At 48.5% G+C, this 26,450-nt stretch carries 24 protein-coding genes; 13 read left to right on the top strand and 11 right to left on the bottom strand.

Features of this window, described 5'->3' with window-relative positions:
- Positions 1 to 15: 15 nt before the first annotated feature.
- Complete coding sequence (gene cysE, locus HGP28_RS14085) at positions 16 to 837, top strand: serine O-acetyltransferase (protein ID WP_168837127.1); 822 nt, start codon at positions 16 to 18, stop codon at positions 835 to 837.
- Between the two features lie 152 nt (positions 838 to 989).
- A complete protein-coding gene (locus HGP28_RS14080) occupies positions 990 to 2,039 on the top strand; it encodes a peptidoglycan DD-metalloendopeptidase family protein (RefSeq protein WP_168837126.1) in 1,050 nt (349 codons plus the stop codon).
- Positions 2,040 to 2,193: 154 nt separating this feature from the next.
- On the opposite strand, the gene HGP28_RS14075 is transcribed toward HGP28_RS14080, so the two are convergent.
- Both HGP28_RS14075 and epmA read right to left on the bottom strand, forming a co-directional pair.
- Entirely contained in the window at positions 2,194 to 2,826 is a 633-nt protein-coding gene (locus tag HGP28_RS14075) for a TetR/AcrR family transcriptional regulator (protein WP_168837113.1), read from the bottom strand.
- 283 nt (positions 2,827 to 3,109) lie between these two features.
- Entirely contained in the window at positions 3,110 to 4,081 is a 972-nt protein-coding gene (epmA, locus tag HGP28_RS14070; protein WP_168837112.1) for an elongation factor P--(R)-beta-lysine ligase, read from the bottom strand.
- Positions 4,082 to 4,538: 457 nt separating this feature from the next.
- On the opposite strand from epmA, the gene frdA reads away from it, so the two are divergent.
- The 4 genes from frdA to frdD are packed head-to-tail and all read left to right on the top strand — an operon-like array spanning position 4,539 to position 7,915.
- Positions 4,539 to 6,368 carry a fumarate reductase (quinol) flavoprotein subunit gene (frdA, locus tag HGP28_RS14065; RefSeq protein WP_168837111.1) on the top strand — a complete coding sequence of 610 codons (1,830 nt, stop codon included), beginning with the start codon at positions 4,539 to 4,541 and terminating at the stop codon, positions 6,366 to 6,368.
- The gene (locus tag HGP28_RS14060) at positions 6,361 to 7,134 is read left to right on the top strand and encodes a succinate dehydrogenase/fumarate reductase iron-sulfur subunit (protein WP_168837110.1); all 774 of its coding nucleotides are present in this window, start codon (positions 6,361 to 6,363) and stop codon (positions 7,132 to 7,134) included. The genes frdA and HGP28_RS14060 overlap by 8 nt, the downstream gene beginning before the upstream one ends.
- 4 nt (positions 7,135 to 7,138) lie before the next feature.
- A complete protein-coding gene (gene frdC / locus HGP28_RS14055; protein WP_168837109.1) occupies positions 7,139 to 7,522 on the top strand; it encodes a fumarate reductase subunit FrdC in 384 nt (127 codons plus the stop codon).
- A 12-nt stretch (positions 7,523 to 7,534) separates the two neighbouring features.
- Positions 7,535 to 7,915 (top strand): fumarate reductase subunit FrdD, encoded by a 381-nt coding sequence (gene frdD, locus HGP28_RS14050; protein WP_168837108.1) that lies wholly within the window; start codon positions 7,535 to 7,537, stop codon positions 7,913 to 7,915.
- Positions 7,916 to 7,991: 76 nt separating this feature from the next.
- Here frdD and efp read toward each other — a convergent pair whose 3' ends face one another.
- Positions 7,992 to 8,558, bottom strand: coding sequence for an elongation factor P (gene efp, locus HGP28_RS14045; protein ID WP_168837107.1), 567 nt, complete (start codon positions 8,556 to 8,558; stop codon positions 7,992 to 7,994).
- A 32-nt stretch (positions 8,559 to 8,590) separates the two neighbouring features.
- Between efp and epmB the strand changes: the two genes are divergently transcribed.
- On the top strand, positions 8,591 to 9,613 hold the full coding sequence (gene epmB / locus HGP28_RS14040) for an EF-P beta-lysylation protein EpmB (RefSeq protein ID WP_168837106.1): 1,023 nt from the start codon (positions 8,591 to 8,593) through the stop codon (positions 9,611 to 9,613).
- A 325-nt stretch (positions 9,614 to 9,938) separates the two neighbouring features.
- Here the strand turns inward: epmB and HGP28_RS14035 are convergent, their stop codons facing one another.
- From HGP28_RS14035 to HGP28_RS14020, 4 genes are all read right to left on the bottom strand, one after another.
- Positions 9,939 to 10,280, bottom strand: coding sequence for a hypothetical protein (locus tag HGP28_RS14035; RefSeq protein WP_168837105.1), 342 nt, complete (start codon positions 10,278 to 10,280; stop codon positions 9,939 to 9,941).
- A 29-nt stretch (positions 10,281 to 10,309) separates the two neighbouring features.
- On the bottom strand, positions 10,310 to 11,971 hold the full coding sequence (gene ltrA, locus HGP28_RS14030; RefSeq protein ID WP_168837104.1) for a group II intron reverse transcriptase/maturase: 1,662 nt from the start codon (positions 11,969 to 11,971) through the stop codon (positions 10,310 to 10,312).
- Positions 11,972 to 13,078: 1,107 nt separating this feature from the next.
- Positions 13,079 to 14,725: a chaperonin GroEL gene (gene groL, locus HGP28_RS14025; RefSeq protein ID WP_168837103.1), complete on the bottom strand. Its 1,647-nt coding sequence runs from the start codon at positions 14,723 to 14,725 to the stop codon at positions 13,079 to 13,081.
- Positions 14,726 to 14,779: 54 nt separating this feature from the next.
- Positions 14,780 to 15,070, bottom strand: a complete 291-nt coding sequence (locus HGP28_RS14020) for a co-chaperone GroES (RefSeq protein ID WP_168837102.1) — start codon at positions 15,068 to 15,070, stop codon at positions 14,780 to 14,782.
- A gap of 260 nt (positions 15,071 to 15,330) precedes the next feature.
- On the opposite strand from HGP28_RS14020, the gene HGP28_RS14015 reads away from it, so the two are divergent.
- Positions 15,331 to 16,677, top strand: a complete 1,347-nt coding sequence (locus HGP28_RS14015; RefSeq protein WP_168837101.1) for an MATE family efflux transporter — start codon at positions 15,331 to 15,333, stop codon at positions 16,675 to 16,677.
- A gap of 100 nt (positions 16,678 to 16,777) precedes the next feature.
- Here HGP28_RS14015 and pfkA read toward each other — a convergent pair whose 3' ends face one another.
- The 3 genes from pfkA to HGP28_RS14000 all read right to left on the bottom strand — a co-directional run bounded on the left by pfkA (position 16,778) and on the right by HGP28_RS14000 (position 19,547).
- The gene (gene pfkA / locus HGP28_RS14010; RefSeq protein ID WP_168837100.1) at positions 16,778 to 17,740 is read right to left on the bottom strand and encodes a 6-phosphofructokinase; all 963 of its coding nucleotides are present in this window, start codon (positions 17,738 to 17,740) and stop codon (positions 16,778 to 16,780) included.
- A gap of 218 nt (positions 17,741 to 17,958) precedes the next feature.
- On the bottom strand, positions 17,959 to 18,888 hold the full coding sequence (fieF, locus tag HGP28_RS14005) for a CDF family cation-efflux transporter FieF (protein WP_168837099.1): 930 nt from the start codon (positions 18,886 to 18,888) through the stop codon (positions 17,959 to 17,961).
- Positions 18,889 to 19,052: 164 nt separating this feature from the next.
- Positions 19,053 to 19,547 (bottom strand): CpxP family protein, encoded by a 495-nt coding sequence (locus tag HGP28_RS14000; protein WP_168837098.1) that lies wholly within the window; start codon positions 19,545 to 19,547, stop codon positions 19,053 to 19,055.
- Between the two features lie 177 nt (positions 19,548 to 19,724).
- Between HGP28_RS14000 and HGP28_RS13995 the strand changes: the two genes are divergently transcribed.
- From HGP28_RS13995 to HGP28_RS13985, 3 genes are read left to right on the top strand one after another with little or no spacing between them, the layout of a single operon-like run.
- Positions 19,725 to 20,411: a response regulator gene (locus HGP28_RS13995; RefSeq protein ID WP_168837097.1), complete on the top strand. Its 687-nt coding sequence runs from the start codon at positions 19,725 to 19,727 to the stop codon at positions 20,409 to 20,411.
- On the top strand, positions 20,411 to 21,802 hold the full coding sequence (cpxA, locus tag HGP28_RS13990; RefSeq protein ID WP_168837096.1) for an envelope stress sensor histidine kinase CpxA: 1,392 nt from the start codon (positions 20,411 to 20,413) through the stop codon (positions 21,800 to 21,802). The genes HGP28_RS13995 and cpxA overlap by 1 nt, the downstream gene beginning before the upstream one ends.
- 49 nt (positions 21,803 to 21,851) lie before the next feature.
- On the top strand, positions 21,852 to 22,331 hold the full coding sequence (locus tag HGP28_RS13985; protein WP_168837095.1) for a tRNA (cytidine(34)-2'-O)-methyltransferase: 480 nt from the start codon (positions 21,852 to 21,854) through the stop codon (positions 22,329 to 22,331).
- Positions 22,332 to 22,513: 182 nt separating this feature from the next.
- Here HGP28_RS13985 and HGP28_RS13980 read toward each other — a convergent pair whose 3' ends face one another.
- Entirely contained in the window at positions 22,514 to 23,017 is a 504-nt protein-coding gene (locus HGP28_RS13980) for an FxsA family protein (protein WP_168837094.1), read from the bottom strand.
- A 427-nt stretch (positions 23,018 to 23,444) separates the two neighbouring features.
- Between HGP28_RS13980 and HGP28_RS13975 the strand changes: the two genes are divergently transcribed.
- Both HGP28_RS13975 and aspA read left to right on the top strand, forming a co-directional pair.
- On the top strand, positions 23,445 to 24,539 hold the full coding sequence (locus tag HGP28_RS13975; RefSeq protein WP_168837093.1) for a GGDEF domain-containing protein: 1,095 nt from the start codon (positions 23,445 to 23,447) through the stop codon (positions 24,537 to 24,539).
- A 358-nt stretch (positions 24,540 to 24,897) separates the two neighbouring features.
- On the top strand, positions 24,898 to 26,349 hold the full coding sequence (aspA, locus tag HGP28_RS13970) for an aspartate ammonia-lyase (protein ID WP_168837092.1): 1,452 nt from the start codon (positions 24,898 to 24,900) through the stop codon (positions 26,347 to 26,349).
- The last annotated feature ends 101 nt before the right edge of the window (positions 26,350 to 26,450 follow it).

The raw sequence follows: 26,450 nt of genomic DNA, 5'->3' as shown, positions 1-26,450 counted from the left end.
GCTCAGGGTGTCATGATGAAACATTGCGAGAAGAAAAAGGTTTGGCACGCAGTCGATGCCGAAGCGCGCCAATTAGCCGAACAAGAGCCGATGCTGGCCAGCTTTTACCACGCGACCATCATTAAACATGACAGTCTGTGTTCTGCCCTGAGCTACATTCTGGCCAATAAATTACAAACGCCATCCATGCCTGCCATGGCGGTACGTGAAGTGGTTGAAGAGGCGTTTGCCGCCGATCCTAGCATTACCGCATCGGCCGCCTGCGATATCTGTGCGGTGGTCAATCGCGACCCTGCCGTTTCTATGTATTCAACTCCCTTGCTCTATCTTAAAGGTTACCATGCATTGCAAGGTTATCGTGTCGCCAATTGGCTTTGGAAACAAGGCCGCTATGCGCTTGCAAGCTATTTGCAAAACCAAATTTCAGTCGCCTGTCAGGTTGACATTCACCCTGCAGCGCGCATTGGTAAAGGGATCATGCTTGACCACGCAACGGGGATTGTGATCGGGGAAACCGCCGTCGTCGAAAACGACGTCTCCATCTTGCAAGATGTCACATTGGGGGGAACAGGCAAAGAGTGCGGCGATCGTCACCCTAAAATTCGCGAAGGTGTCATGATTGGCGCTGGCGCTAAAGTGCTTGGCAATATTGAAGTTGGCGAAGGGGCTAAAATTGGCTCTGGCTCTGTGGTCTTGCAAGCCGTACCGCCTCATACCACCGTTGCCGGCATTCCCGCGAAAGTCATTGGCCGTCCGACCTCAGACAAACCGTCACTCGATATGGATCAAGCTTTCAACGGAAAATCACAGCAATTTATTGATGGTGATGGTATTTAATATATCGTCACTGCGTGCCATGCCATTGGAAGTCGTTTTTGTTAGGAATCTTTTTCGTGCTAGACGTTTGCCATATTCAGCATACCGCTTCACGCCGCATCAAAGCGGTTTGGTGGCTTATCACAGCCATTACCCTGACACCGCTCACCTGCATGGCATCGTCACCACAAGAGCTCAAAGGCGTTAAGGCCGAAATCGCTCGACAAGCCAACGCACTATCACAGCAAGAAAAGCAATTAAATCAATTGCAAACAGCTTTGAAAACTCAAGAGCTCGATATCGTAAAAATCGAAAAAGCGATTCGCGAGAGCCAAACTCGCCAGCGCAGCGCGCAGCAGGCCGTGTCTCAACTTGACACGCAAATCCGCGAGCTAGAACAAGATCAAAAGCGTCAAACTGAGCAGCTTAAATCACTGCTGCACACCTACTACATCACTCGTGGCCCAAATAGTGGCGGGATCAAACTCGAGCCCAATAACCACGATGAACGCATCGGTTACTACTTTCAGCATTTGGCTCAGTTGCGTAGCGATCTCATCGCCTCACTGGGTCAAACGCGTCAAGATTTGGCTGAGCGACAAGCACTGCGTCAGCAAGAGCTCAACCAAATCGAAGTGCAGCTTCGTCAGCAAACAGAGCAACGCACCGCATTGAAATCGGCGCAGCAACTGCGCCAATCGACGCTCGGCAACATCAAAAAGACGATCAAAAATGATCAAGGCTATCTTGCCGAGCTAAAACGCAACGAAAGTCGATTAAAAGCCGAAATTGCCAAGGCGGCCAAGCGTGCAGCGGTGCCGATGGACGGGTTGGCAAAACAAAAAGGCCGCTTGCCTTGGCCACTCAAAGGCGCATTGCTGCATCGGTTTGGCCAAGCACAAACAGAGCACATTGCCTGGAAAGGCACTGTCATTAGCGCGACATACGGTGATAAAGTCAACGCGATTTATTCTGGTACTGTGGTGTTTGCCGACTATCTGCGGGGCTACGGATTGGTGGTACTGCTCGACCATGGCAAAGGCGATATGACCCTGTATGGCTTTAACCAAGCCGTGCTTAAAAAAGAAGGGGATAAAGTGATGGCGGGAGAGCCAATTGCTCTTGTGGGCAATACCGGGGGCCAAGATCGCGCGTCACTTTATTTTGAAATACGCCGCAACAGTCACGCGCAAAATCCTGAACACTGGCTAACGAAACGCTAGAAGCCAATCACTGAACCGACAGCTGTGTTAAACAACTTGAAAATAGACTCGCTATTTCGCTGCGTTGTTTGCCTTGCTCTCAGCCCAGTGAGCCGGCTCTGAATCCAGCATCTTGAGGTCACTTGGATATACACGCAAAACCGAAATGTCGCCACTAAGCCAAGTGGCGAATCCCATCTTCAAGCAGCAGCAACTGTTCGCGGCCTTGAGTCGTTGCAACAGGCTTCACCACATCAATCATCTGCAGCATTCCCTGACTTATCAGAGTTTCGCTAATTTCCGTGCGTGGCGTTAATGCCGCTTGATACGACAGCCAGCATGAAGCAATGAGATGAAGGGTTCGCACCAACGACACAAGCGCTTCTTCATCCAAATCCAACAATTCAAGTTCCACGAATTGGCGCATGATCACCACCAAATTGGTCTGCAAGCGATCTTGCACTGCACGATAATCGTGGTGAAGCGCTTCATCACGCGAGAGAATTTCCGGTAAATTGGCGTAGAAAAACCGATATTTCCACATCAATGAAAAAATGGAGTCGAGATAACGCTTTAATAACGTCAGGCTCTCTTGTTGGTGATCAACTGGCGTGAAGCGCTCCAAAAGTTCTTGCGCATAAAGCTTGAAGATCTCGTGAATGATCTCTTGTTTATTACGAAAATGGTAATAAAGGTTACCTGGGCTAATACTGAGGTGATCTGCAATATGGTTGGTGGTGATATTACGCTCACCATGCTGATTAAACAGCTCAAGCGCCGATACAACGATCTTCACTCGTGTTTTCATTTGTCGCTACCGCTTCCCTACAACACAAACCATTCGCTATGGGATATCAAGATGCTCGCCATTCCGATAACCACAAAACGTATCGTTGTTGATGACTTAAATTATACCCAAGTCATCTCAAGATGCATGATTCAGCGAGAATGACTTGGGCATATAACAACTCACTAGTACAACTAGTCAATGTAGTACAACCTACAGCGACCACCGAAAAATTGAGTCAAAGAGTGGTGCGCAGTAGAAAGAAACGCGATCTCGATCTCATCAAGATCGCAACTCTCACCTATCACGCTCGAGGAAATGGGAAGGCGATCACTTGCTCAATATGGTCGCATTGCAGCGCCAACATGATCAAACGATCCACACCCAACGCCACCCCAGCGCACGCAGGAAGCCCAGATTCCAGTGCCGCTAACAAATGCCGGTCAATGGGCTGAACACTTTGACCTTTTAATGCACGCGTCGCATTGTCAGCCTCAAATCGCGCCAGTTGCTCTGTCGCGTCGTCCAGCTCATGAAAGCCATTCGCCAGTTCAATCCCTTTAAAATAGACCTCAAAACGGTCAGCAACGCGAGGATCGGCTGGATTAATTTTTGCCAATGCCGCTTGTGTGGCAGGAAAGTCATACACAAACACTGGTGCGCTTTGACCAATTTTAGGTTCAATGCCGACGCTAAATAACAGTTGAAGTAACGTATCTCGGCACGTTTCTGGCTCAGCAATATCACTTAAACCTAACGCGGCAGCGGCGGTTTTTAATTGCGCCATGCTCGCTTCCAGCGGGCACACACCAAGCACTTGCAAAAACGCCTGCTGATACGTCAATCGCGTTGGTGTTTCGCAATGCAACACTAAGCTTAATAGCTCGGCCATTTCATCCATTAATTGGTGATGATCAAAGCCAATCCGATACCATTCCAGCATAGTAAATTCAGGGTTGTGATATCGACCGTTTTCTTCATTACGAAACGCCTTGCTGATTTGGTAAATCGAACCGTATCCTGCGGCAAGCAAGCGTTTCATGTGAAACTCGGGGCTGGTCATCAGATAGAGCATCGTGCCTTTGGGATAACCGGGACCCACAAATTCGGTTTTGAAAGTATCAAGATGAATGTCGGTAACCGTTGCGTGGCTCATCGCAGGGGTATCTACCTCTAGCACAGCGCGCTCGGCGAAAAAGTGACGGATCTGAGCCAAAATAGCGGCGCGTTGCACAAGCTGTGCTGCGCTCGCGCTCGGTTGCCAAAGCGTTTGCATGATGATGTCTCACACTGAAAGAAATGCGGCAAAAGTTACCATCATTTACGCCCTTTGCAAGCCGTTTCTCTCGCCAGCCTAGCACGAAAAACCCGCAATACAGTGCAGTTTCCTCATTGCCAAATGCGAACCATTCTCCTTTTGACAAAATCGTCGCTATCGCTTGATAAACAAAGCGATAAGAGACTTATTGATTCGATTAATTATTGTCGTGACTACTATCACATTACCTATTTTTTTTACATCTCACGCTTTATTTCTCACCGAAAAAACCATTTATATCAATTTTTGTCCCATCACCATCTTCTACACTGACCCTAGTTTTTTTATGGGCTTTTTCCACTGTTTGCGCCGCGATGAGTATCGGCAATACCCATCGTGCTTTCCTGCCACTCAGCGTGAAACTCGCTCGTCCTTATAAGCGGATCCCATCCGCACAATCACTTGGAGGGTAACTGTGAAAACGATTATCACAGATATCGCAGTCATCGGCGCCGGCGGCGCTGGACTTCGTACGGCCATCGCTGCTGCAGAAGCGAACCCTGAGCTGGAAGTTGCGCTGATTTCCAAAGTCTACCCAATGCGCTCACATACCGTTGCGGCAGAAGGTGGCTCGGCAGCCGTTATCAAAGACGAAGACAGCTTAGATAACCACTTTAACGACACGGTTGGCGGTGGTGACTGGCTGTGTGAACAAGATGTGGTGGAATACTTTGTCGCCAATGCCACGCGTGAAATGATCCAAATGGAGCAATGGGGTTGCCCATGGAGCCGCAAAGACAACGGTGAGGTCAATGTTCGCCGTTTCGGTGGTATGAAGGTCGAACGCACTTGGTTTGCTGCCGATAAAACCGGTTTTCACATGCTTCACACCCTATTTCAAACCTCAATGAAATACCCCAACATCAAGCGCTTTGATGAGTACTTTGTCGTGGATTTATTGGTCGATGAGGGCGAAGCGCAAGGTTTGATTGCGATTCACATGTCAGAAGGTGAACTGGTAACCATCAAAGCGAAATCGGTGGTGCTTGCCACTGGCGGTGCGGGTCGAGTTTATCACTGCAATACCAATGGCGGCATTGTGACCGGTGATGGCATGGCGATGGCCTACCGTCATGGCGTGCCTCTGCGTGATATGGAATTTGTGCAATACCATCCAACCGGCTTACCGGGCACCGGAATTTTGATGACCGAAGGGTGTCGTGGTGAGGGCGGTATCATCGTCAATAAAGATGGTTACCGTTACTTGCAAGATTATGGCATGGGACCTGAAACACCGGTCGGCCAGCCAAAGAACAAATACATGGAGCTAGGCCCGCGCGACAAAGTGTCGCAAGCGTTTTGGCATGAGCAGCAAAAAGGCAACACCATCAAACACCCATTAGGGGATGTGGTGCATCTTGATCTTCGCCACCTTGGTGAAGAGTACTTACAAGAGCGCTTGCCGTTCATCTGTGAACTGGCAAAAGCGTACGTCAATGTAGACCCAGCCAAAGAGCCGATCCCGATTCGCCCAACAGTGCATTACACCATGGGTGGTATTGAAACCAATGGCGAATGTGAAACTCGAATCAAGGGTCTGTTCGCGGTCGGCGAATGTGCCTCTGTCGGTTTACACGGCGCCAACCGTCTGGGTTCTAACTCGCTGGCAGAATTTGTGGTCTTTGGCCGCGTTGCGGGTGAGCATGCCGTCAAACGCGCTGCGGAATTCAAAGGCTGGAACGATAGCGCCATTGCCGAGCAAGTGGCCGATGTGGAAGCTCGCATCGCCGCGCTTATGGCACAAGAAGGGGATGAAAACTGGGCAACCATTCGTACTGAAATGGGTCACACCATGGAAGCCGGTTGTGGCATCTACCGTCAAGAAGACTTGATGCAAGAGACCATCGAGAAAATCACCGAGCTGAAAGCACGGTACAAAAACATCAGCATCAAAGACAAAGGCAAAGTGTTCAACACAGATTTGCTTTATGCCATTGAAGTGGGTTACGGGCTTGAAGTTGCTGAGGCCATGGTCCATTCCGCTATCTTGCGCAAAGAGTCACGCGGCGCGCACCAACGTCTCGACGACGGTTGTACTGAGCGCGATGATGTGAACTTCCTTAAACACTCATTGGCGTTCTATCAAGCCGATAGTGCGCCAAGCATTGATTACAGCGATGTGACCATCACCAAATCTCAGCCTAAAGCGCGTCTTTACGGTGAAGCAGCCGAAAAAGCCGCCGCAGCGGAAAAAGCCGCAGCCAACCAAGATGAATCAAGCGTGAAGGAGTCTACCAATGTCTAACTCCCGTATTCAAAAAGTCGACATTTTGCGTTACGACCCTGAGCGTGACGCAGAGCCCCACTTTGAAACCTTTAAGGTGCCGTTTGATGACACCATGTCGGTGCTCGATGCACTGGGCTATGTCAAAGATCATCTGGACAAAGATCTCGCTTACCGCTGGTCATGCCGCATGGCGATTTGCGGCTCGTGTGGTGTGATGGTGAATGGCGTTCCCAAACTGGCGTGTAAAAGCTTCTTACGTGATTACCCAGACGGCGTGAAAATTGAACCGTTGGCCAATTTCCCGATTGAGAAAGATTTGATTGTCGACATGACGCCGTTCATCGAACGTTTAGAGGCGATCAAACCTTACATCATTGGTAATGACCGCACGCCAGAAGATGGCACTAACTTGCAGACTCCAGAGCAAATGGCGAAATACAAACAGTTCGCTGGCTGTATTAACTGTGGTCTGTGTTATGCCGCTTGCCCTCAATTTGGCTTAAATCCTGAGTTTATTGGCCCTGCTGCGCTGACGCTGGCACACCGTTATAACCTTGATAGCCGTGATAACGGCAAAGCCGAGCGTATGCCACTGATTAACGGCATAAATGGTGCTTGGGGCTGTACTTTTGTCGGTTATTGCTCTGAAGTGTGTCCGAAAAATGTTGACCCAGCCGCGGCAGTAAACCAAGGCAAAGTGGCCTCTTCAATGGACTTTGTGATCGCGATGCTAAAACCGGACGGCAAACCGACCCAAACCGAAAAACGTACCGAGGAGGCGTAACATTATGAGCAACCGTAAACCTTACGTACGCGAAATGAAGCGCTCTTGGTGGCAAGCCAGCCCGTTTTATCGCTTTTATATGTTGCGTGAAGCCACTGTGCTGCCTTTGATTTTGTTTACTTTGTTCCTGACCTTTGGTTTAGGCGCCCTCGTCAAAGGCCCAGAAGCTTGGCAGGCTTGGCTCGATTTTATGGCCAACCCCGTGGTGATTGCGATTAATATCGTGGCGCTTGCAGGCAGTTTACTTCACGCGCAAACCTTCTTTAGCATGATGCCGCAAGTGATGCCGATCCGCATCAAAGGCAAGGCACTGGATAAGAAGATGATCGTGCTCGCTCAATGGGCCGCAGTCGCATTCATTTCACTGATCGTGTTGATCATTGTTTAAGGAGAGAGTGTTATGCAATCAAATTATCACGTTGATCGCACTCCGGCCCGTTCCGATGAGCCGATTTGGTGGAGTTTGTTTGGTGCCGGCGGCACTTGGTTTGCAATGATAACGCCGATTACCGTGCTGGTTTTGGGTGTTTTAGTGCCACTGGGTGTGATTGATGCCGATGCGTTAAGTTATGACCGTGTCGTAGCGTTTGCAACGACGTGGATTGGCGCGCTGTTTATTATCGCCACCCTTGCCCTACCCATGTGGCACGCCATGCACCGCGTACATCATGGACTACACGATCTGCAATGCCATGTCGGTCTTGCCGGCAAAGTCGTTTGCTACTTTATCGCAGCGCTCATCTCTATCTTAGCGATCATTTTTGTCTTTATGCTGCACTAACGATCGCCATAAGCCCACACAAAAAAAGCTGGCCATGCCAGCTTTTTTAATGAATATGAGTTGCAGGTATATCGTCTTATTTGACGCGACCGACGTACTCACCAGAACGAGTATCAACTTTGATCACTTCGCCAATGGCGATAAACAGAGGAACACGCACAACAGCGCCCGTTGATAGCGTAGCAGGTTTGCCACCAGTGCCTTGAGTATCACCTTTCAAACCTGGATCGGTTTCTGTCACTTCAAGCTCAACAAAGTTTGGTGGCGTTACCGCGATTGGGTTGCCATTCCATAGCGTTAGCATACAAGTGTTGTTTTCTACCATCCACTTTGCATTATCGCCAACCGCTTTGGCATCTGCGGCAAATTGCTCAAACGTTTCGTTGTTCATGAAGTGGTAGAATTCGCCATCTGAGTACAGATAATCCAAATCAAGATCCATCACGTCAGCCACTTCAACGGTGTCACCTGATTTAAAGGTTTTCTCTAGCACTTTACCAGAAAGCAGCTTACGGATTCGCACGCGGTTGAACGCTTGACCTTTGCCTGGCTTGACATACTCGTTTTCGAGAATGACACAAGGCTCGTTATCAAGCATAATTTTCAGACCGCCTTTAAATTCATTCGTGCTAACAGTAGCCATTTTTTCCTCTTATTTTCTTCGAGTCCAATTTAATGCCGCACATCATAACCCGAAAAGTCGAATCTGTTGAGCAAAACTGGCTCAAACAGTTAGCGAATGGGATCTCCGATCCTTTGACGCTTTTACAAACGTTAGAGATTGATCCCACTCCGTGGCAAGCCGGATTTGAAGCTCGAAAACCGTTTGCGCAGCGTGTGCCGAAAAGTTTTGTTGAGCGAATGGAAAAAGGCAATCCTTATGATCCGCTTTTGCGTCAAGTCTTACCCTTGAGCGAAGAGTTAGAATGGCATGACGGTTACTCCACCGACCCATTAGTAGAGCAAAACAACTCAACGCCAGGGCTGCTGCATAAATACCGCAATCGCGCGTTGATGATTGTAAAAGGTGGCTGCGCCATCAATTGCCGTTACTGCTTTCGACGCCATTTTCCCTACAATGACAACCCAGGAAGCAAACAGGCGTGGCAACAGGCATTGGATTACCTTGCCCAGCATGATGAAATTAATGAGCTCATTCTCTCTGGCGGCGACCCTCTTATGGCCAAAGACGAGGAGTTACGTTGGCTGATTGAGCGTGTTGCCGCCATTTCGCACATCAAGCGACTGCGCATTCACAGTCGTTTACCTGTGGTGATCCCCGCAAGAGTAACCGAGACACTGGGTTCATTACTCGAAGCGTCTCGACTGCAAATTATTTTGGTGACTCACATCAATCATGCCAATGAGATCAACGATGAATTTCGTCATGCGATGGCAAGGCTCAAACGCTTTGGCGTCACCTTACTCAATCAAGGTGTGCTGCTCAAAGGGGTCAATGATTCGGTTGCCGCTCAGGTGCAATTAAGTGAAGCACTTTTTGATGCGGGTATTTTGCCGTACTACCTACATGTTCTGGATAAGGTGCAAGGCGCGGCGCACTTCTATATCAGTGATGATGAGGCTCGCACCATCATGGCGGGGCTGCTTGAGCAAGTCTCCGGCTATTTGGTGCCGAAGTTAACGCGTGAAATTGGTGGTCGTCCAAGCAAAACACCGCTGGACTTGCACTTAGAGTGAGCGACTCAGTTAAGCTGTCGATGTCGTTCACTAATAAGAAAGCCGAGGCTATTGCCTCGGCTTTTGAAATGATAAAGGGTTTAAACGTTATGATGCAAACCGTTATCTTTAAGCTATAACCTGTGAGAGCAAAGAGAAAGCGCACAGTTTGCTATTGCAAATGAGCACTTTCGATGCCGATATCACGGGTTATCGCGACAAGATAAAGGTTTATGTCGGGTAGCAGTAGCGCATTGCTGCGCCACCGCCCCCTAAGAACCGTACGTGCGAGTTTCCCCGCATACGGCTCAAGCCTTTATAAGTTTCCCTTAAGAGAAACCAGCAACTAAGATAATATTGTCTTAATACCAGCTAAAACGCTTACAACTGTAGCAAGAACAGAACAGACAACGCAAACGCCTTTCCAAGTCCAATTTATAGAACTACGAAAACGCTTAGCTAGACTCGGTTTGGAAGCCTTTATCTGGGCAAGATACTGCTCTCCTTTTAGCGTCATTCTGACGTTGAAGAACATACCTCCCCCATCGGAGCTTCCATCTATTCCTTCAACTAACCCTTGAGATTTTAGATCTCTGAACACACCAACATCAAAGTCAGGTTCAGCGATTGTACAATCGTCAGGATTTGCCGAAATATAGTCTAATATCTTTTCTGCTTTCTCTTGCATATAATGCCCTTTGTTTAAACTTTGAGCAATTATACCACGTTTGAATGCAGCATTTTGTGGCAGTTAATATGAAGCATCATCAAGTTAGAGTTGTTATCTGAACCACCATCAACTCGCCTAATGATATGGTGAATATCCCATTCATCATTTGAGCCAAACTCTTGATTACAGACCCCACATTTGAAATCCTGCTTTTCAGCAATCTTCCAAAGTTTCATGTTTCCCGACAGTGACTTTTTAAGCCTCTGCATCCTTAAACGTTCAAAATATTGTTCGTCTTCAGGCAGGTAACAATTCATCTCCGACTTAATCTTAACGTGCTTGTCGATTTTCACTCTCGATGCACTGAGCAAACGGTAGTGTCCATCTTCCCCTTTTGGTTTTGGCGCACTGAATACCCAATTCCGATCCCCCACTGTTTTAAAGTATTTATCTTTAATCCAGCGTTTACGGCGATTGGAGTGGATACGTCGGCACCATTGCCAAAGCATCTTCCAGATACGGTAATCAACATACTTGAAAGCCTCACTTGCACAGACCCAACGATGGTAGTAACACCAACCACGGATCATTGGATTCAACTTAGCAATAACAGCCGATGCTGGCACCATTTTGTGACTTTGTAAGTAATCTCGTATGTTTTTCAAGAACGTCTTTACGTTTTTCTTCGACGGCTTGATTAACATCTTACCGTTGTATTTCCGTACGTTCTGACCCAAAAAGTCGAAACCCTTCTCTATGTGTGTGACAAATGTTTTCTCATCCGACAGTGACAAACCTCGCTCCGCCATAAAGGCTTTCACAATTGGCAGCACTTGTTCTTCTAGTAACTCTTTCGAGATACCAGTAATGATAAAATCATCTGCATAACGCACATAGTTGACCTTGGTTTTGTAACTGGCTTTTGTATTCTTCTTCCCAAATTGGGATTCGAGTACATCAATTAATCCATCCAAAGCCATGTTGGCAAGTACCGGTGAGATAATCCCACCTTGTGGTGTTCCTGCCTCAGTTTCGTTCCAACTTCCTGCTTCCATGTATCCAGCTTTTAGCCATTTCTTGAGAATTGCTTTCTCCATAGGAATATTTGCAATCAACCAATCGTGACTAATGAAATCAAAACACCCTTTAATATCGCCCTCTAGTACCCACTGGGCACTTGCTTTGCGACTGAGGTTCACGAAGCATTGTTCGATAGCATCAGCGCAACTACGATGAGGACGAAAGCCATAGCTATGTCGATCTGCTGTTGATTCTGACACGGGTTCAAGTGCTAGCAGATATAACGCCTGCATTGCCCTATCCTTCATTGTCGGTATACCCAGCGGTCTCTTCTTACCATTGGCTTTTGGAATGTATATTCGACGTAACGGCTTGGGCTTGTAGCCTTTGCGTGTTAGACCTTTTATTGCATCCCACTTTAGTGCTGGAGTGTTCCAAGTTTCCTTATCAACACCGGGTGTTTTCTTTCCACGATTCTCGGTTACCCGTCGAACCGCAATTGCTTTGGCAGAAAAAGAGCGTACAAGCATACGTTGTAGCTTCTTAACCTGTCGCCAGTCCTTATTTAACGTTGCTTTCGCAATTCGCACTTGTAGCTTCTTCACTCTTCGATTGCATGACTCCCAATCAATGGTGTGCCAGCTTTCATTTGAGTGTGAGAACGCAGGTAGACGTTGTGTGCTACTCATCTTGCTTTCCTCAAGGTTAATGTCCCTTAAAGGAATGAAGATAGATCTCCCCTAAGGGTGAAATATTTTCACCCTTAGGGGGACGGTATCGACCAACGAATAACTTTTCGTCAGCCAGTCCGATCAGCTTTACAAGCCATCTTACGATTAAAGACCTAATGGAAGTCTGCACTCTTTCAAGTTAAGGCAAAGTCTGAACCTCTATCCTGACCATTACAGCCAAGCATTCGCTTTTTCCATCGTTCCCATACCCACTTATCCAACAGCTTCTCTTACGAGTCACCTGCCACTTGGGCGGATAATTGGGCTTACCAAGTTCCTGTGTTTGTACAAATAGTTACTTAGGTTCTGTCTATTCAACGGTGGCACAACAGTAGCGTTCTCCCAGATGTAAAAGGAAAAACCTGTCCACATACCTTTTGGTCAGAGCGTATCAAAGACATTTCGCTCAACGCGGCTGACGTTGTTTATCAACAGTTCACGTACGTTAACCCTATAACCAAGCCTAGCCCCTCAATCGCTTGTCATTAGCAATATCTACAATACTGCTCACGCAGAAATTGCACCTTTTCAGGGGGTACATTGTCAGGAAGCTTCGCACCAATCCGTTACCAGATTCGCACTATCCCTAGGCTACAACTTGCTACAAAGTTGGTCTTATCCATTCAAACTGCTGCTGAAGGTAAGACAATACAACACACAAGCTTCAGTCGTTTTGACCGTGAAGCGCATCTTCTTGTAATGAAAACACATTGAATTACCGTGTTCTGCTAAGAAGTCAGTGCTTTAAGTGGAGGGCATATCTGACGTTGTCAGATATGTCGGTCCCAAGTTTTATTTCCTAAATAGCGGTTTCCCGCACACATTCTGTACCTTCAGATTTTGCCTAAAGGATAAACGTGCTCATAGTGAAAAGTGAGGCAGCATGGCTGCCTCAGCACTTGTTTCCTAATTGCCGTTTCCGGCGAGTGGTGTAGTGGTGAGGAACTCTTGGGAGAGCGCTATCCTTACATCCTCAGGCAATAGCTAGAACAGTTATATCTACTGATATTTCTGTTCACCTTAGTGATTAACACCAAGGAACGGTCAAATGCGACCCTTGTCGCATTACATCATGCCGCCCATACCACCCATTCCGCCCATGCCGCCCATATCTGGCATGCCTGCGCCTTCTTTTTGTGGTAGGTCTGTCACCATCGCTTCGGTGGTGATCATTAGGCCCGCAACAGAAGCGGCAAACTGCAGTGCAGAACGCGTCACTTTAGTTGGGTCAAGGATACCCATCTCTAGCATATCGCCGTACTCGCCAGTGGCCGCGTTGTAACCGTATGAACCTTCGCCAGCGCGAACATTATTCGCCACAACAGACTCTTCATCACCCGCGTTTTTGGTGATTTGACGCAGTGGAGCTTCCATCGCGCGAAGGGCTACGCGAATACCCACGTTTTGCTCTTCGTTGTCACCTTCTAGTGATGCGATTTTTGATGCTGCGCGGATAAGAGCTACGCCACCACCCGCAACAATACCTTCTTCAACCGCAGCGCGAGTTGCAGCCAGTGCATCTTCTACGCGGTCTTTCTTCTCTTTCATTTCAACTTCAGTGGCTGCGCCTACTTTGATCACCGCAACACCGCCGGCCAATTTCGCCACGCGCTCTTGCAGTTTCTCTTTGTCGTAATCTGACGTCGCATCTTCCACTTGTTGACGGATTTGCGCCACACGGCCTTGGATCATCGCTTCTTCACCCATGCCATCAATGATGGTGGTGTTTTCTTTCGTGATGCTCACGCGTTTGGCTTGGCCAAGATCTTCTAGTGTTGCTTTTTCAAGTTCTAGACCCACTTCTTCAGAGATCACAAGGCCACCAGTTAGGATTGCGATGTCTTGTAGCATTTGCTTACGACGGTCACCAAAACCAGGCGCTTTAACCGCGGCCACTTTAACGATGCCGCGCATGTTGTTGACAACCAATGTTGCTAGCGCTTCACCTTCAACGTCTTCTGCGATGATAAGCAGTGGACGAGAGGCTTTTGCGACCGCTTCAAGTGCTGGTAGCAGTTCACGAATGTTCGCGATTTTCTTATCAACCAGTAGGATGAATGGGCTGTCGAGATCAACTGAACCCGCTTCTTGGTTGTTGATGAAATAAGGAGATAGGTAACCACGGTCGAACTGCATGCCTTCTACTACGTCCAGCTCATCGTGCAGTGCTTGGCCTTCTTCAACAGTGATAACGCCATCGCGGCCTACACGCTCCATCGCTTCAGCAATGATTTTACCCACGCTAGAGTCTGAGTTTGCCGAAATGGTGCCCACTTGCTCGATTTCAGTCGTTGTAGAACAATCTTTTGATAGCGCTTTAAGCTCTTCAACTGCAGCCGTTACCGCTTTGTCGATACCGCGCTTAAGATCCATCGGGTTCATACCCGCCGCAACCGCTTTAAGACCTTCGTTAACAATGGATTGAGCCAAAACGGTCGCCGTGGTGGTGCCGTCACCCGCCACATCGTTTGCTTGTGAAGCCACTTGCTTCACCATTTGCGCGCCCATGTTTTGGAACTTGTCTTCAAGTTCGATTTCACGCGCAACTGACACGCCATCTTTCGTGATGGTTGGCGCGCCAAAAGATTTGTCGAGAACGACGTTACGACCTTTAGGGCCTAGAGTCACTTTTACCGCATCAGCAAGAATATTGACGCCTTCTAGCATTTTTACGCGAGCGTCATTACCAAATTTTACGTCTTTAGCAGCCATTTTTATTTCCTTCTAAATTCGATGATTGAATGTGCCGTTGTGATTCAGAATGAATTACTCAACGATTGCCATGATGTCGTTTTCAGACATGATCAGAACTTCTTTACCGTCGATTTTTTCGGTTTTGGTGCCATAGCCTTCCGCAAAAATCACTGTATCACCCACTTTCACGTCCAAAGGTTGAACTGTGCCGTTTTCAAGAATGCGGCCCTTGCCTACAGCAAGAATAACGCCACGAGTTGACTTTTCCGCAGCCGAGCCAGTTAGCACGATGCCACCAGCAGATTTTGATTCAACTTCTTTGCGCTCTACAATAACTCGGTCGTGTAATGGACGAATGTTCATCGGTTGTCTCCTGATCTATCCATTTGAAATTTGCTTAACGTCCAGCAATTCTAGGCTGGTTAAACGATATGTGGGGACAAAGCCTGCGATCCCAAGGGTGAGAAGAAATAATTTTGTGACTTTGCGCAAATATTCAACGTTTTAACATTTCATCGGCAGCAAAACCTTAGTGCAACCAAACTATAACAGCTCGGTCGCCGCGCACTTCAATTTCTTGTATTCTGGTTGGCCATAACCGCAACTCAGGCGTCACACCTTCTATGCGAGATAAACACGGGTTACTCAGCGCCCCAATTGCCAAAACGCTACGCACACTTACCACTCCCATGGTGTTTGGTATGGTGGCCATTTTGCTGTTCAATTTGGTGGACACCTTTTTTATCTCGATGTTAGGCACGGATGCGCTTGCTGCCGCCAGCTTCACCTTTCCAATCACGTTTGCGTTAAATTGCATCACCATGGGGGTCGGCGTCGGATTATCCACCTCGATTGGTCATACGCTTGGCCAAGGCGACACTCGCCGAGCTGCCCAGCTGACCATTCACGGTATTTTGCTGGCACTGCTGTTGGTCACTTTCGCAGCGCAAGTGCTGTTGCTCGGGCTCGCGCCCCTGTTCACTTTGATGGGCGCAGAACCGAATTTACTGCCGCTGATTCACGACTATCTGGTGATTTGGCTTATCGCCATTCCGCTTCTCGTGGTGCCAATGACCGCAAACAGCGCCATTCGCGCAACCGGCGATACCAAAACGCCCGCCATGATCATGGTCATCGCGGGACTGATCAACGGCGTGCTGGATCCATTGTTAATTTTTGGTATTGGTCCATTTCCTCAATGGGGCATTCAAGGTGCGGCTATCGCTAGCGCAATCAGTTGGGCCGGGGCGCTCATCGGCTCAACCTGGGTATTGCAGCGGCGCGTGCACCTTATAAGCTGGCCCCATTGGCGTGATATTTTGCCCGATTGGCGCCACATTATGAGCATCGCCACACCGGCTGCGATGGCGAATCTATTAAACCCTCTGTGCGGCGCTCTACTCATGATGCTGCTTGCCAAACAAGGGACAGAGGCAGTAGCAGCCTTTGGCGCCGCGCAGCGCATTGAGTCGATTTTACTGTTAGTGATGATGGCGCTGGGTTCGGCGCTCACGCCTTTTATGGCGCAAAACTTAGGCGCAAAACAGCCCCAGCGCGCTTTAGCAGGTTGGTTTTTAAGCATGCGGTTTGCTTTGGTATTTCAAGGCGTGATTTTTATTATGATGGTGCCGCTGAGTGTGCCGCTTTCGGCGCTGTTTTCTGACGATCTTGGCGTGCGCCAAACCTTATGGCATTACTTACTGATTGTGCCTGCAAGCTATGGCTGTCAAGGGATCATGATGCTGTTAGTCAGTGGGTTAAATGCGATGGTTGAGCCGTTGAAAGCCTTTTTTTGGAGTGCGTTACGCCTCTTTGTGTTTACGCTTCCCAGCGCATGGCTTGGCAGTAAACTGGCCGGCATTGAAGGGCTTTTTGTGGGAATGGCACTCGGCAACGTGATTGGTGGGCTGCTCGGCTATCGCTACGCTCGTCGTCATGAAAAGATCGTATTACGCAAACAGGAAGAATAAAAAAACGCGCTCCAATTTGAGCGCGTTTTTATCAAGATACCGACACCACTTAAAGATGCCGCATCAAGCGGCCATTGTGGCTTGGTAAGGGAATTGCGTTTTAGAACAACTCTTCCGCCACTTCGTACAAATCGTTACGAACTGGGCGCTTCATGTTCTCAATCGCGTCAATAATATCGTGATGCACTAACTGCTCTTTCACGATACCCACGCAACGTCCACCATGACCTTCCATCAATAGGTGCACAGCGTAGTTACCCATGCGTGACGCCAACACGCGGTCAAACGCTGTTGGGCGACCACCACGTTGAATGTGACCTAGCACGGTCGCGCGAGTTTCACGGCCAGTTTCCGCTTCAATTTCTTTTGCTAATTCGTTGGCGTCCATCATCAGCTCAGTCAATGCGATGATCGCATGCTTTTTGCCTTTAGAAATGCCATCTTGAATATTCTGAATCAGCTTCTGTTTATCCAAGCCTGTTTCTGGCGAGATGATGTATTCACAACCACCAGCAATCGCTGACATCAGGGTCAAGTCGCCACAATGACGGCCCATGATTTCAACAATAGAGATACGTTGGTGTGATGATGAGGTATCACGCAAACGGTCAATCGCATCAATAACGGTGTTTAATGCGGTCAAATAACCGATGGTGTAATCAGTACCTGCGATATCGTTGTCGATAGTGCCTGGCAAACCAATACATGGGTAACCCATTTCGGTCAGTTTTTTCGCGCCCATGTAAGAGCCGTCACCACCGATAACCACAAGAGCCTCGATGCCATGTTTCTTCAAGTTTTCAATCGCTTTTTGGCGAACTGACTCTTCTCTGAATTCAGGGAAACGCGCAGAACCTAGAAAGGTACCACCACGGTTAATCACGTCAGAAACGCTAGAACGATCTAGCGGGACGATGCGGTCTTCATAAAGTCCAAGGTAGCCATCTTGCACACCATAAACTTCCAATCCTTTAGACAGTGCCGTACGGACAACGCCGCGGATCGCAGCGTTCATACCCGGTGCATCACCACCACTCGTTAAAACACCGATCTTCTTAATCATGCTCACCCTCGATTTTGGCAATCAAATTTAAAACTGTAATTGTTGATAACGTTTTCTTCGCTATCATTTTATGCGCTAAATTTGGTCGTTATGTTACATTCACTGGGTGTGATTACCAATCAAAACGCCAAATTTTGTGTAATTTTTCTACTTATGTAAGAGTATTACGATTTTATTCATAAACTTCGTTGATTCATATCAGAATAGTGCGGCTTTCACTACTCTGCAGCAGATGCAAACTCTGAGCGTTGCAACGCTTTTCTTTGACGCTCTTCGCTCACCACAGACAATGGATCTTGATGAATCAAAACATCTGCGCCTACAAACTCAGCCATCAAATCCGCCTCTACCTTATCGGCAATACGATGCGCCTCAATTAACAAAAGCGTGTCTTCAAGCTCAAGATGCAATTGAATAAAACGGGTCGGCCCTGAAAGCCGCGTACGCAAATCATGCACGCCAAGCACCCCAGGTACCGCTAATGTGATTTGGCGAATGCGCTGATTTTCGTCTTCGGGTAAGGCGTGATCGAGCAAGGTTTTTAGAGCCTCTCGCACCATATTGACCGCGCTAAACAAAATGAACAGGCCAATTCCTATAGCAAACACCGCATCTGCGTGACCAAAGCCATACGCGCTTAAGCCCAGTGCGATAATAATCGCGATGTTCATCAAGACATCCGATTGATAGTGCAAAGAGTCCGCAGCAATGGCTTGACTGCCGGTTTTACGCACCACTTGCTTTTGAAACAGCACTAACGCTGAGGTAACCACAATGGCAAACACACTGACCATCATTCCATACTCAGGGTCGGCAACCGACTCGGGATGGAAAAAACGTTCAATGCCATAAAGGATAAGAAAAATAGCTGAGCCAGAGACAAACATGGCTTGAGCCAGGGCGGCAAGCGATTCCGCTTTACCGTGACCAAAGCGATGCTCTCGGTCAGCAGGTTGTAGCGCGTAACGCAACACCACTAAATTGAGCACCGACGCGCCAATGTCCAGCATAGAATCAATCAAAGAGGCCAGTAGGCTGACCGAACCCGTCAGCCACCACGCAGAAATTTTGGTGACCAAAAGTAAAACGGCGACGGCGGTGGTTAGCCATGCTGCTAGCGTCACTAAGCGATGATATTCCGTATTCATAAAGTCTGTGTCGGTTTTTTACGCCGATTATATACCTAAGTTAGCACCATAGCTAAATCGGCATCATAACTAAGTTACTTTCGCTTAACAAAACAAAAACCGCACAAGCACAACGCTTGGCGGTTTGATTTCTAACTCTCGTGAGCGATGTCGAATCAGTGAACTTAGCGACGACCTTTACCGCGTTTTTCACCACATTTTTCCAAACGCTCTTGCTGCAGTTTCGCAAGCTCAGTCTTCTGCTCTGGCGTTAACACGCTCAACATTTTATGTTGCATTTCCATGCGTTTAACGCGGCGCTCAGCTTGTTGGTTTGCCATCTCTTGCGCCAATGTTTGCGCTTGAGACGCATCAAAGGTATCGGCAAGTATCAGCTTCTGCACCGCTTGTTGCTGAGCTTTACGCTGATCGATGCGAGTTTGACGCTCTGCATCAGACACATTTCGCATCGCGTCACGCTGAGTATCACGTAGTGTCTTCAGTTCAGATTTTTGCGCTTCTGTCAGATCCAACTGGCGCAGCATTTTTTTACCCATATCGAGCTCACATCGGCCTTGCTTGCCTTTGTGACCACCAAAGCCATCTGCACTGGCTGTGCCAAATGTTAACGTCAAAGGTAGGGCTACTGCCGTTAGAATTAATGCTTTTTTCAAGTTCATAATCTGTATCCTCATTGAGTTGGGCGACGCTCTGTATTGCGCTTGAGATTAGAATAAATCGTGCAACGTAAAGTGACGTACAGAGAGCGTAAAGATTCGTAAAGTGCGCGGTTGATACTCGCGGCAAAACAAATTCACAGTACAATGCCCTATATCGCCCCAACACTTGAGGTCATTATGGCGCATATCTTACTGATTGATGACGACATTGAGCTGACAAGCCTGCTCAAAGAAGTGCTTACACTTGAGGGATTTCATGTCACTGAAGCCAACGACGGTGAAGCGGGCCTCGCTGCGGTCAACGAGCACATTGATCTCATCTTACTTGATGTGATGATGCCTAAGCTCAATGGCACAGAAACGCTGAAAAAACTGCGTGAGCAGTGGGAGACCCCGGTGCTGATGCTGACCGCCAAAGGCGATGAGATTGATCGCGTGCTGGGCTTAGAGTTGGGCGCCGACGACTATTTACCCAAACCCTTTAGTGATCGTGAGCTACTGGCTCGTATTCGCGCCATTTTGCGCCGAACTCAAAGTGGGCGTAAAGACAAGCCGTCGGAACAGATAGAGTACCAAGAGATTGTACTTTATCCCGGCAAACAAGAAGCTTACTACCAAGGTGCGCTGCTCGATTTGACCACCACCGAGTTTGCTCTGCTCAGCCACTTGGTTCAGCACCCAGGTCAAATTTTAACCAAAGAGGCACTGAGCCTTGATGTATTAGGAAAACGTCTCGCCGCGTTTGATCGCGCTATTGATATGCACGTGTCTAATTTACGTAAGAAACTGCCCGACCGATTTGATGGCAAATCACGCATTAAAACCTTACGTGGTCGAGGTTACATGTTAGTGGAAGAAGATTGATGCGCTTGCCTAAATTTAACAGCCTGTATGGGCGCATCTTCGCGATTTTTTGGTTCACCATGCTATTAGTGCTCATGGCGGTTTTATCATTGCCAGATCTCGACCCGCGAAAAACCCGTACGATTGAGCCCGAACACTATCAGCATTTACTGATGATCCGCGATAAGTTACAACGCCGCTATGCGCACTTTGATGATATCTCGCGCATTGTTGAGCGCTTTGAGCAGCGCGATGATGATGACCACGACAAAGAGAATAAATTGCGTTTTTTCTTGGCCGCAGATGATGGCACCGTGCTGACAAACAAAAAACGCGGCGACTTTCGTACCAAAGCAATTCGCAATTTCATCACCAGCCTTGATGACTCACATCAGCCAATGCAAAAGCTGTACGGCCGTTACATGCTTTCTGGACCACTTCCGATTACGCTAGATGGTCAATCATTACAGCTATTTATCGCTCAAAAGTGGGATAACGGCATGCCACTTTTGCTACGGCTGTTTGATCACCCACTGCAACTGTTACTTGCGGTGATGGCGGCCAGTACACCATTGCTACTTTGGCTCGCATGGGCATTATCACAACCGGCGCGACGCTTAGAGAACGCGGCGATGCGTGTGGCAAAAGGCGAATTCGTTACCGACCCCAGCCTTGAAACGGGCACGAGCGAATTTCGTCAAGCTGGCACCGCCTTTAACCAAATGGTAAAAGCGGTCAATCAAATGATCTCCGGGCAGCAACGCTTGTTGTCTGATATTTCTCATGAGCTGCGTTCACCTTTGACACGGCTGCGCATGGCGCAATCATTGGCAGTGCGTAAACAAGGCGACAGCGCCGAGCTTGAGCGCATTGACACCGAAGCGCAGCGCTTAGAGCGTATGATCGGCGAATTATTAGAGCTATCGCGTATGCAGCTTAATAGTCACATGACGCGTGAAAATCAGCCGTTAAGTAGCCTGTGGGAAGAGATGCTTGAAGATGCGCAATTTGAAGCCCAGCAGATGGACAAACGTCTCACACTCTCGGCAATCCCAGAGCGCATAATTTGTGGCAACCCGAAATTACTCATGAGCGCGCTTGAGAATGTGGTGCGCAACGCCATTTATTACAGTCGCGATGAGATCATGGTAACGCTACAAGACAACGCCGACAGCATCGCCATTCAAGTCGATGACAACGGCGCAGGTGTCCCTGACGACGAATTAGAGATGATATTTCGCCCGTTCTATCGCGTGTCGACCGCTCGTGACCGGCACAGTGGTGGTACCGGACTGGGGCTCGCCATCACCGAAAGTGCGGTGCGTCAGCACAGCGGAACGATACGCGCCAGTCGTAGCCATTTGGGCGGATTATCCATCCGCATCACGCTGCCGCTGGTCCTCGTATCTTGAGCGCGCTTGAGTATACTAGGCACATCGTTTTCCGTTTAAGGTTATTTGCATGTTTGACATTGCTCTGTTCGAGCCCGAGATTGCCCCCAATACTGGCAATATAATCCGACTTTGCGCCAATTGCGGTGCTAACTTACATCTCATTGAACCTTTGGGCTTTTCATTGGAAGAGAAGAAAGTGCGTCGCGCGGGGTTGGATTATCACGATCTGGCACGCGTGACGCGTCATGCCAATTATGAGGCTTTCTTAGCCTACCTTGAACAGCAGCGATCAGGACAGTATCGCATTTTTGCCTGTACCACTAAGACCACAGGGCACCACGTTGACGCGCAATTTCAAGCCGGCGATGTGCTGCTGTTCGGCCCGGAAACTCGTGGCCTGCCGGCGGATGTGATAGAAAGTTTGCCGATGGCGCAACGCATTCGCATTCCGATGATGCCCGATGCGCGCAGCCTCAATTTGTCGAATGCTGTCGCGATTATCGCGTTTGAAGCTTGGCGTCAGATGGGCTTTGACGGCGCGCGCTAGTCTAAAAAAATAACGGCAGCGTCATGCTGCCGTCACTTATTAAAATCAGATATACCCAAACAACTTGGCGTTGCAGGTAGGCGGCAAACGAGCAAAGCCTCTGAGCATAGACGAACTATGTGATGAGGTTTGTGAGAGCCCGCCAACAACGCTGCAACTTCAAGTGGAAAGGGTATAAATGGTTATTTTAACCGCTTATCCTCATCTTTACGCTCATACTCACCTTCAAACGTCTGGCCAGAGTCGGTATTTGACGGGCCTGAGCGAAAAGGATCATGCTCTTGAGACGATGGGCCAAATGGTCCATGACCACCATGGAAGCCTGCGCTCTGCACCTTCACTTTTCCCATAAGGTATTTGGCGAGCGTAGCACGTGGCGCTGGCAGCAAGACCGTCATTCCCATGGCATCTGTCATGAACCCGGGCGTCAATAACAACACGCCTGCCACCGCAAGCATAACGCCCTCAACGATTTGTTGCGCAGGCAACTCACCGCGCTGCATGCGTGATTGCACGCTTAGTAAGGTTTGCAATCCTTGACTTCGCACTAAAGAAGCCCCAACAAACGCGGTAAGCAGCACCAAGCCAATGGTCGGCCATAGACCTAAAAAACCACCCACTTGAATAAATAGCGCGATTTCGATGATCGGCACCGCAATGAACATCAGTAATAAAATCGGAAACACATGTCCTCCTTTGTTGCGTTCAAGATAATCGTGAACGCAACGCTGTGCAAGCTTTGTGCGACCACAGCGTATGAGCATCGAGGTTCGCATGGTTGAAAAATATTGACTACGTTTATACCGATATATCGGTATATACCCAAGTAACCTCAAGATGCGAGGTTCAGCGAGAATGACTTGGTTTGTCAGTGAGGCGAGGATTTGAAGATTGAGTGGTTCTCAATCGAAAATCGTCAACAAAGCTGATGAGCCAAGACAGCTCGCCCCTTGGGAGCCAATCACTGAACCGATAGCGGCGTTAAACAACTTGAAAATAGACTCGCTATTTCGCTGCGTTGTTTGCCTTGCTCTCAGCTCAGTGAGCCGGCTCTGAATCCAGCATCTTGAGGTCACTTGGGTATAAAACACTCTATTTCGTCAAAGGTGAGTTATGAATTTATTGCTGAGCCAACTGAAAGTTCTCGCGCTCAGTTGGCTCGTTCTCTGTGTGATCCCTCTTTCGCTCTATGCATTAGAACAGTTTCTTCACGTTCCAGCCTTTAGCAGCAGCTTCTACATCAACCTCGTGTTGGCCCTTGGCGTCTGTGCGGCGCTGTTTACCTTTGCGATGCAAAGCCTCACATTAAGCCATTTGCAACACGCCCTCTTACTATTGGAGCCCAATCCACAAACCACCGTGGTGGTGCTTGATCGCCGCTTTCGCATTCTCTACGCCGATCCTCAATTTGCGCGTCAAGTGTGGGGCCGAGGTGACTGGCTGTATCATTACCCTATTACTCGATTTGTGCATGACACGACCTTTGATAAGGCAATGGCGCAACACGCAAAAACCTCAACAGACGCGCCATCTTGGCATGGCCGCGTATCGTTAACGGATGGAGAAGAGCAAGACCATCCTTATCAAGCCAAACTCAGTCAAATACCGGGGTTATTACCGCGCAGCCATTACTATTTACTGCAACTGACACAAATTAATGACCAAGATCCACTGACCACCACCACCGTGGCTGGCGTTGATTACGACCCGACGACAGGCCAACTCAGCGCAAGTAAGTTTGATCAGCTACTGCATTTACACACTCGCCTGCAATCACGCTATCAATCTTCCCCTCCCGATTGTTTAGCGATTTGTAATATCGATGCCTTTCGTACTCTCAATCAGCGTCATGGCCACGCCATTGGCGATCAAATTTTGCTCGAAGTGGCTCGGCGCCTCAAAGTATCGCTGCGCGATACCGATGTGCTCGCACGCATCGGCGGAGATGAGTTTGCGATCATTATTTTGCACACCACTATTGAGCAGGCGTGTGCTTTGTTAGAGCGCATTGGCGATGATGTGGCCCGTAGCAGCAATAAACTCTTCACGTTAAGCATTGGCGTATGCGAGATTACTGCCGATCAAACCGAAAGCTATCAGCACGCGCGCACCGCACTCACTCGCGCTCAGAACAAAGGACGCAATTGCGTCTCCGCCTACAATTACACCCATTTCAAATTGGTTGGCAAACCGGACGAACAGCGTTAGCGGCGATATACCCAAGTAATGCAAAGTTATTTCTCACCTTTTCAAATAGTGATCCAGTTACTATTTTTATGCGTTTGCTTGGGTATTATGGCTGGGTAATTTATCGCACTAAGCATGAAATTCTTCTTAGCGATTGCGTGATGAATTGCAACGCAATAACAGCAAGCGAGGATCGGCTTGCGCACAACGCATATTTCACAAAAACCAACGCGTTGTGTCGATACCCAAACCACTCAGAATTGCAGCGCGGCAGTGTCGAGTCGCAAGGGTATACATTGTCGGATTTGCGCACGGATGCAGGCATAAGGCTAGTGCCATTAATAACAATAAACGTCATTCCGAGCTCAGAGGATCCTACATGACCACTCTATCAAATACCGCCGCTGAACCCTCAGCCATCACCCGCATTGAAGAAGATCTGCTCGGCCAACGTCACGTGCCCGCTGATGCTTACTATGGGATTCATACGCTTCGCGCGATGGAAAACTTTTCAATCTCTAACGTCACCATTTCCGATGTGCCTGAATTTGTGCGCGGCATGGTCATGACCAAAAAAGCCGCCGCACTGGCCAACCGTGAGTTAGGCGCCATTCCCAGCGATGTGGCCCACTACATCATCGAGGCGTGTGACTTGATGCTTAACACTGGCAAGTGCATGGATCAGTTCCCTTCCGATGTCTACCAAGGTGGCGCGGGAACCTCGGTCAACATGAACACCAATGAAGTGATTGCAAACCTTGCCCTTGAATTGATGGGCAAACAAAAAGGCCAATATCATTTTATCAACCCAAATGACCATGTGAACAAAAGCCAATCGACCAACTGTGCTTACCCAACCGGATTTCGTATTGCCGTCTACAACTCAGTGCAAAAACTGCTCACCGCCATCGACTATTTAAAAGCGGCCTTTGAGCTAAAAAGCCAAGAGTTCAGCAGCATTCTAAAAATGGGCCGTACTCAGTTGCAAGACGCCGTGCCCATGACGGTCGGTCAAGAATTTCACGCTTGGGCCGTCACGCTGAACGAAGAAATTCGCGTACTCGAGTACACATCAAAACTGCTGTTGGAAGTGAATATTGGCGCCACCGCGATTGGCACCGGTCTCAATGCGCCTCAAGGCTATCAAGAGTTAGCAATCAAACATTTGGCGCAGGTGACAGGGCTGGATGTGGTGCCTGCAGAAGATTTGATTGAAGCGACCTCCGATTGCGGTGCGTACGTGATGGCTCACGGCGCGCTTAAGCGCTTAGCGGTGAAACTGTCCAAGATCTGTAACGATTTACGCTTACTTTCTTCTGGTCCTCGCGCGGGTTTAAATGAGTTAAACTTGCCTGAGCTGCAAGCCGGTTCATCGATTATGCCTGCCAAAGTGAACCCTGTGGTGCCTGAGGTGGTGAACCAAGTGTGCTTTAAAGTGCTTGGTAACGACAACACCATCTCTTTTGCTGCAGAGGGCGGGCAATTGCAGCTTAACGTGATGGAGCCAGTTATCGCTCAAAGCATGTTTGAGTCTTTGTCTTTACTGACCAACGCGTGCGTTAACTTACGCGACAAGTGCATTGATGGCATTACCGTCAACAAAGAGATATGCGAGAGCTATGTGTACAACTCAATTGGCATCGTGACCTACCTGAACCCGTACATTGGTCACCATGAAGGGGACATTGTCGGTAAAATCTGCGCGGAAACCGGTAAGAGCGTGCGCGAAGTGGTGCTTGATCGCGGCCTGCTCACCGCAGAAGAGCTCGATGATATTCTCTCGGTCGAAAACTTCATGCACCCGACCTATAAAGCCAAACGTTACGAGTAAGTTACTCGCTAAATTGTGATGCCACATCAACCCATTAAGCCCCTCTCGGGGCTTAATTTATTACGAACAGCCAATCCATTGGGTTGTGATCCTGATATGCC

This window comes from Vibrio agarilyticus (assembly GCF_012641465.1).
GTDB lineage: Bacteria > Pseudomonadota > Gammaproteobacteria > Enterobacterales > Vibrionaceae > Vibrio > Vibrio agarilyticus.
The sequence above is the reverse complement of the archived record's forward strand: the minus strand, read 5'-3'. Positions and strand labels throughout refer to the sequence as shown.

Excerpts from the sequence above, each read along its gene's own strand:
- cysE (WP_168837127.1), top strand. The coding sequence starts at position 16 with ATGAAACATTGCGAGAAGAAAAAGGTTTGGCACGCAGTCGATGCCGAA.
- HGP28_RS14080 (WP_168837126.1), top strand. The coding sequence starts at position 990 with ATGGCATCGTCACCACAAGAGCTCAAAGGCGTTAAGGCCGAAATCGCT.
- HGP28_RS14075 (WP_168837113.1), bottom strand. The coding sequence starts at position 2,826 with ATGAAAACACGAGTGAAGATCGTTGTATCGGCGCTTGAGCTGTTTAAT.
- epmA (WP_168837112.1), bottom strand. The coding sequence starts at position 4,081 with ATGCAAACGCTTTGGCAACCGAGCGCGAGCGCAGCACAGCTTGTGCAA.
- HGP28_RS14060 (WP_168837110.1), top strand. The coding sequence starts at position 6,361 with ATGTCTAACTCCCGTATTCAAAAAGTCGACATTTTGCGTTACGACCCT.
- frdC (WP_168837109.1), top strand. The coding sequence starts at position 7,139 with ATGAGCAACCGTAAACCTTACGTACGCGAAATGAAGCGCTCTTGGTGG.
- frdD (WP_168837108.1), top strand. The coding sequence starts at position 7,535 with ATGCAATCAAATTATCACGTTGATCGCACTCCGGCCCGTTCCGATGAG.
- efp (WP_168837107.1), bottom strand. The coding sequence starts at position 8,558 with ATGGCTACTGTTAGCACGAATGAATTTAAAGGCGGTCTGAAAATTATG.
- epmB (WP_168837106.1), top strand. The coding sequence starts at position 8,591 with ATGCCGCACATCATAACCCGAAAAGTCGAATCTGTTGAGCAAAACTGG.
- HGP28_RS14035 (WP_168837105.1), bottom strand. The coding sequence starts at position 10,280 with ATGCAAGAGAAAGCAGAAAAGATATTAGACTATATTTCGGCAAATCCT.
- ltrA (WP_168837104.1), bottom strand. The coding sequence starts at position 11,971 with ATGAGTAGCACACAACGTCTACCTGCGTTCTCACACTCAAATGAAAGC.
- groL (WP_168837103.1), bottom strand. The coding sequence starts at position 14,725 with ATGGCTGCTAAAGACGTAAAATTTGGTAATGACGCTCGCGTAAAAATG.
- HGP28_RS14020 (WP_168837102.1), bottom strand. The coding sequence starts at position 15,070 with ATGAACATTCGTCCATTACACGACCGAGTTATTGTAGAGCGCAAAGAA.
- HGP28_RS14015 (WP_168837101.1), top strand. The coding sequence starts at position 15,331 with ATGCGAGATAAACACGGGTTACTCAGCGCCCCAATTGCCAAAACGCTA.
- pfkA (WP_168837100.1), bottom strand. The coding sequence starts at position 17,740 with ATGATTAAGAAGATCGGTGTTTTAACGAGTGGTGGTGATGCACCGGGT.
- fieF (WP_168837099.1), bottom strand. The coding sequence starts at position 18,888 with ATGAATACGGAATATCATCGCTTAGTGACGCTAGCAGCATGGCTAACC.
- HGP28_RS14000 (WP_168837098.1), bottom strand. The coding sequence starts at position 19,547 with ATGAACTTGAAAAAAGCATTAATTCTAACGGCAGTAGCCCTACCTTTG.
- HGP28_RS13995 (WP_168837097.1), top strand. The coding sequence starts at position 19,725 with ATGGCGCATATCTTACTGATTGATGACGACATTGAGCTGACAAGCCTG.
- cpxA (WP_168837096.1), top strand. The coding sequence starts at position 20,411 with ATGCGCTTGCCTAAATTTAACAGCCTGTATGGGCGCATCTTCGCGATT.
- HGP28_RS13985 (WP_168837095.1), top strand. The coding sequence starts at position 21,852 with ATGTTTGACATTGCTCTGTTCGAGCCCGAGATTGCCCCCAATACTGGC.
- HGP28_RS13975 (WP_168837093.1), top strand. The coding sequence starts at position 23,445 with ATGAATTTATTGCTGAGCCAACTGAAAGTTCTCGCGCTCAGTTGGCTC.
- aspA (WP_168837092.1), top strand. The coding sequence starts at position 24,898 with ATGACCACTCTATCAAATACCGCCGCTGAACCCTCAGCCATCACCCGC.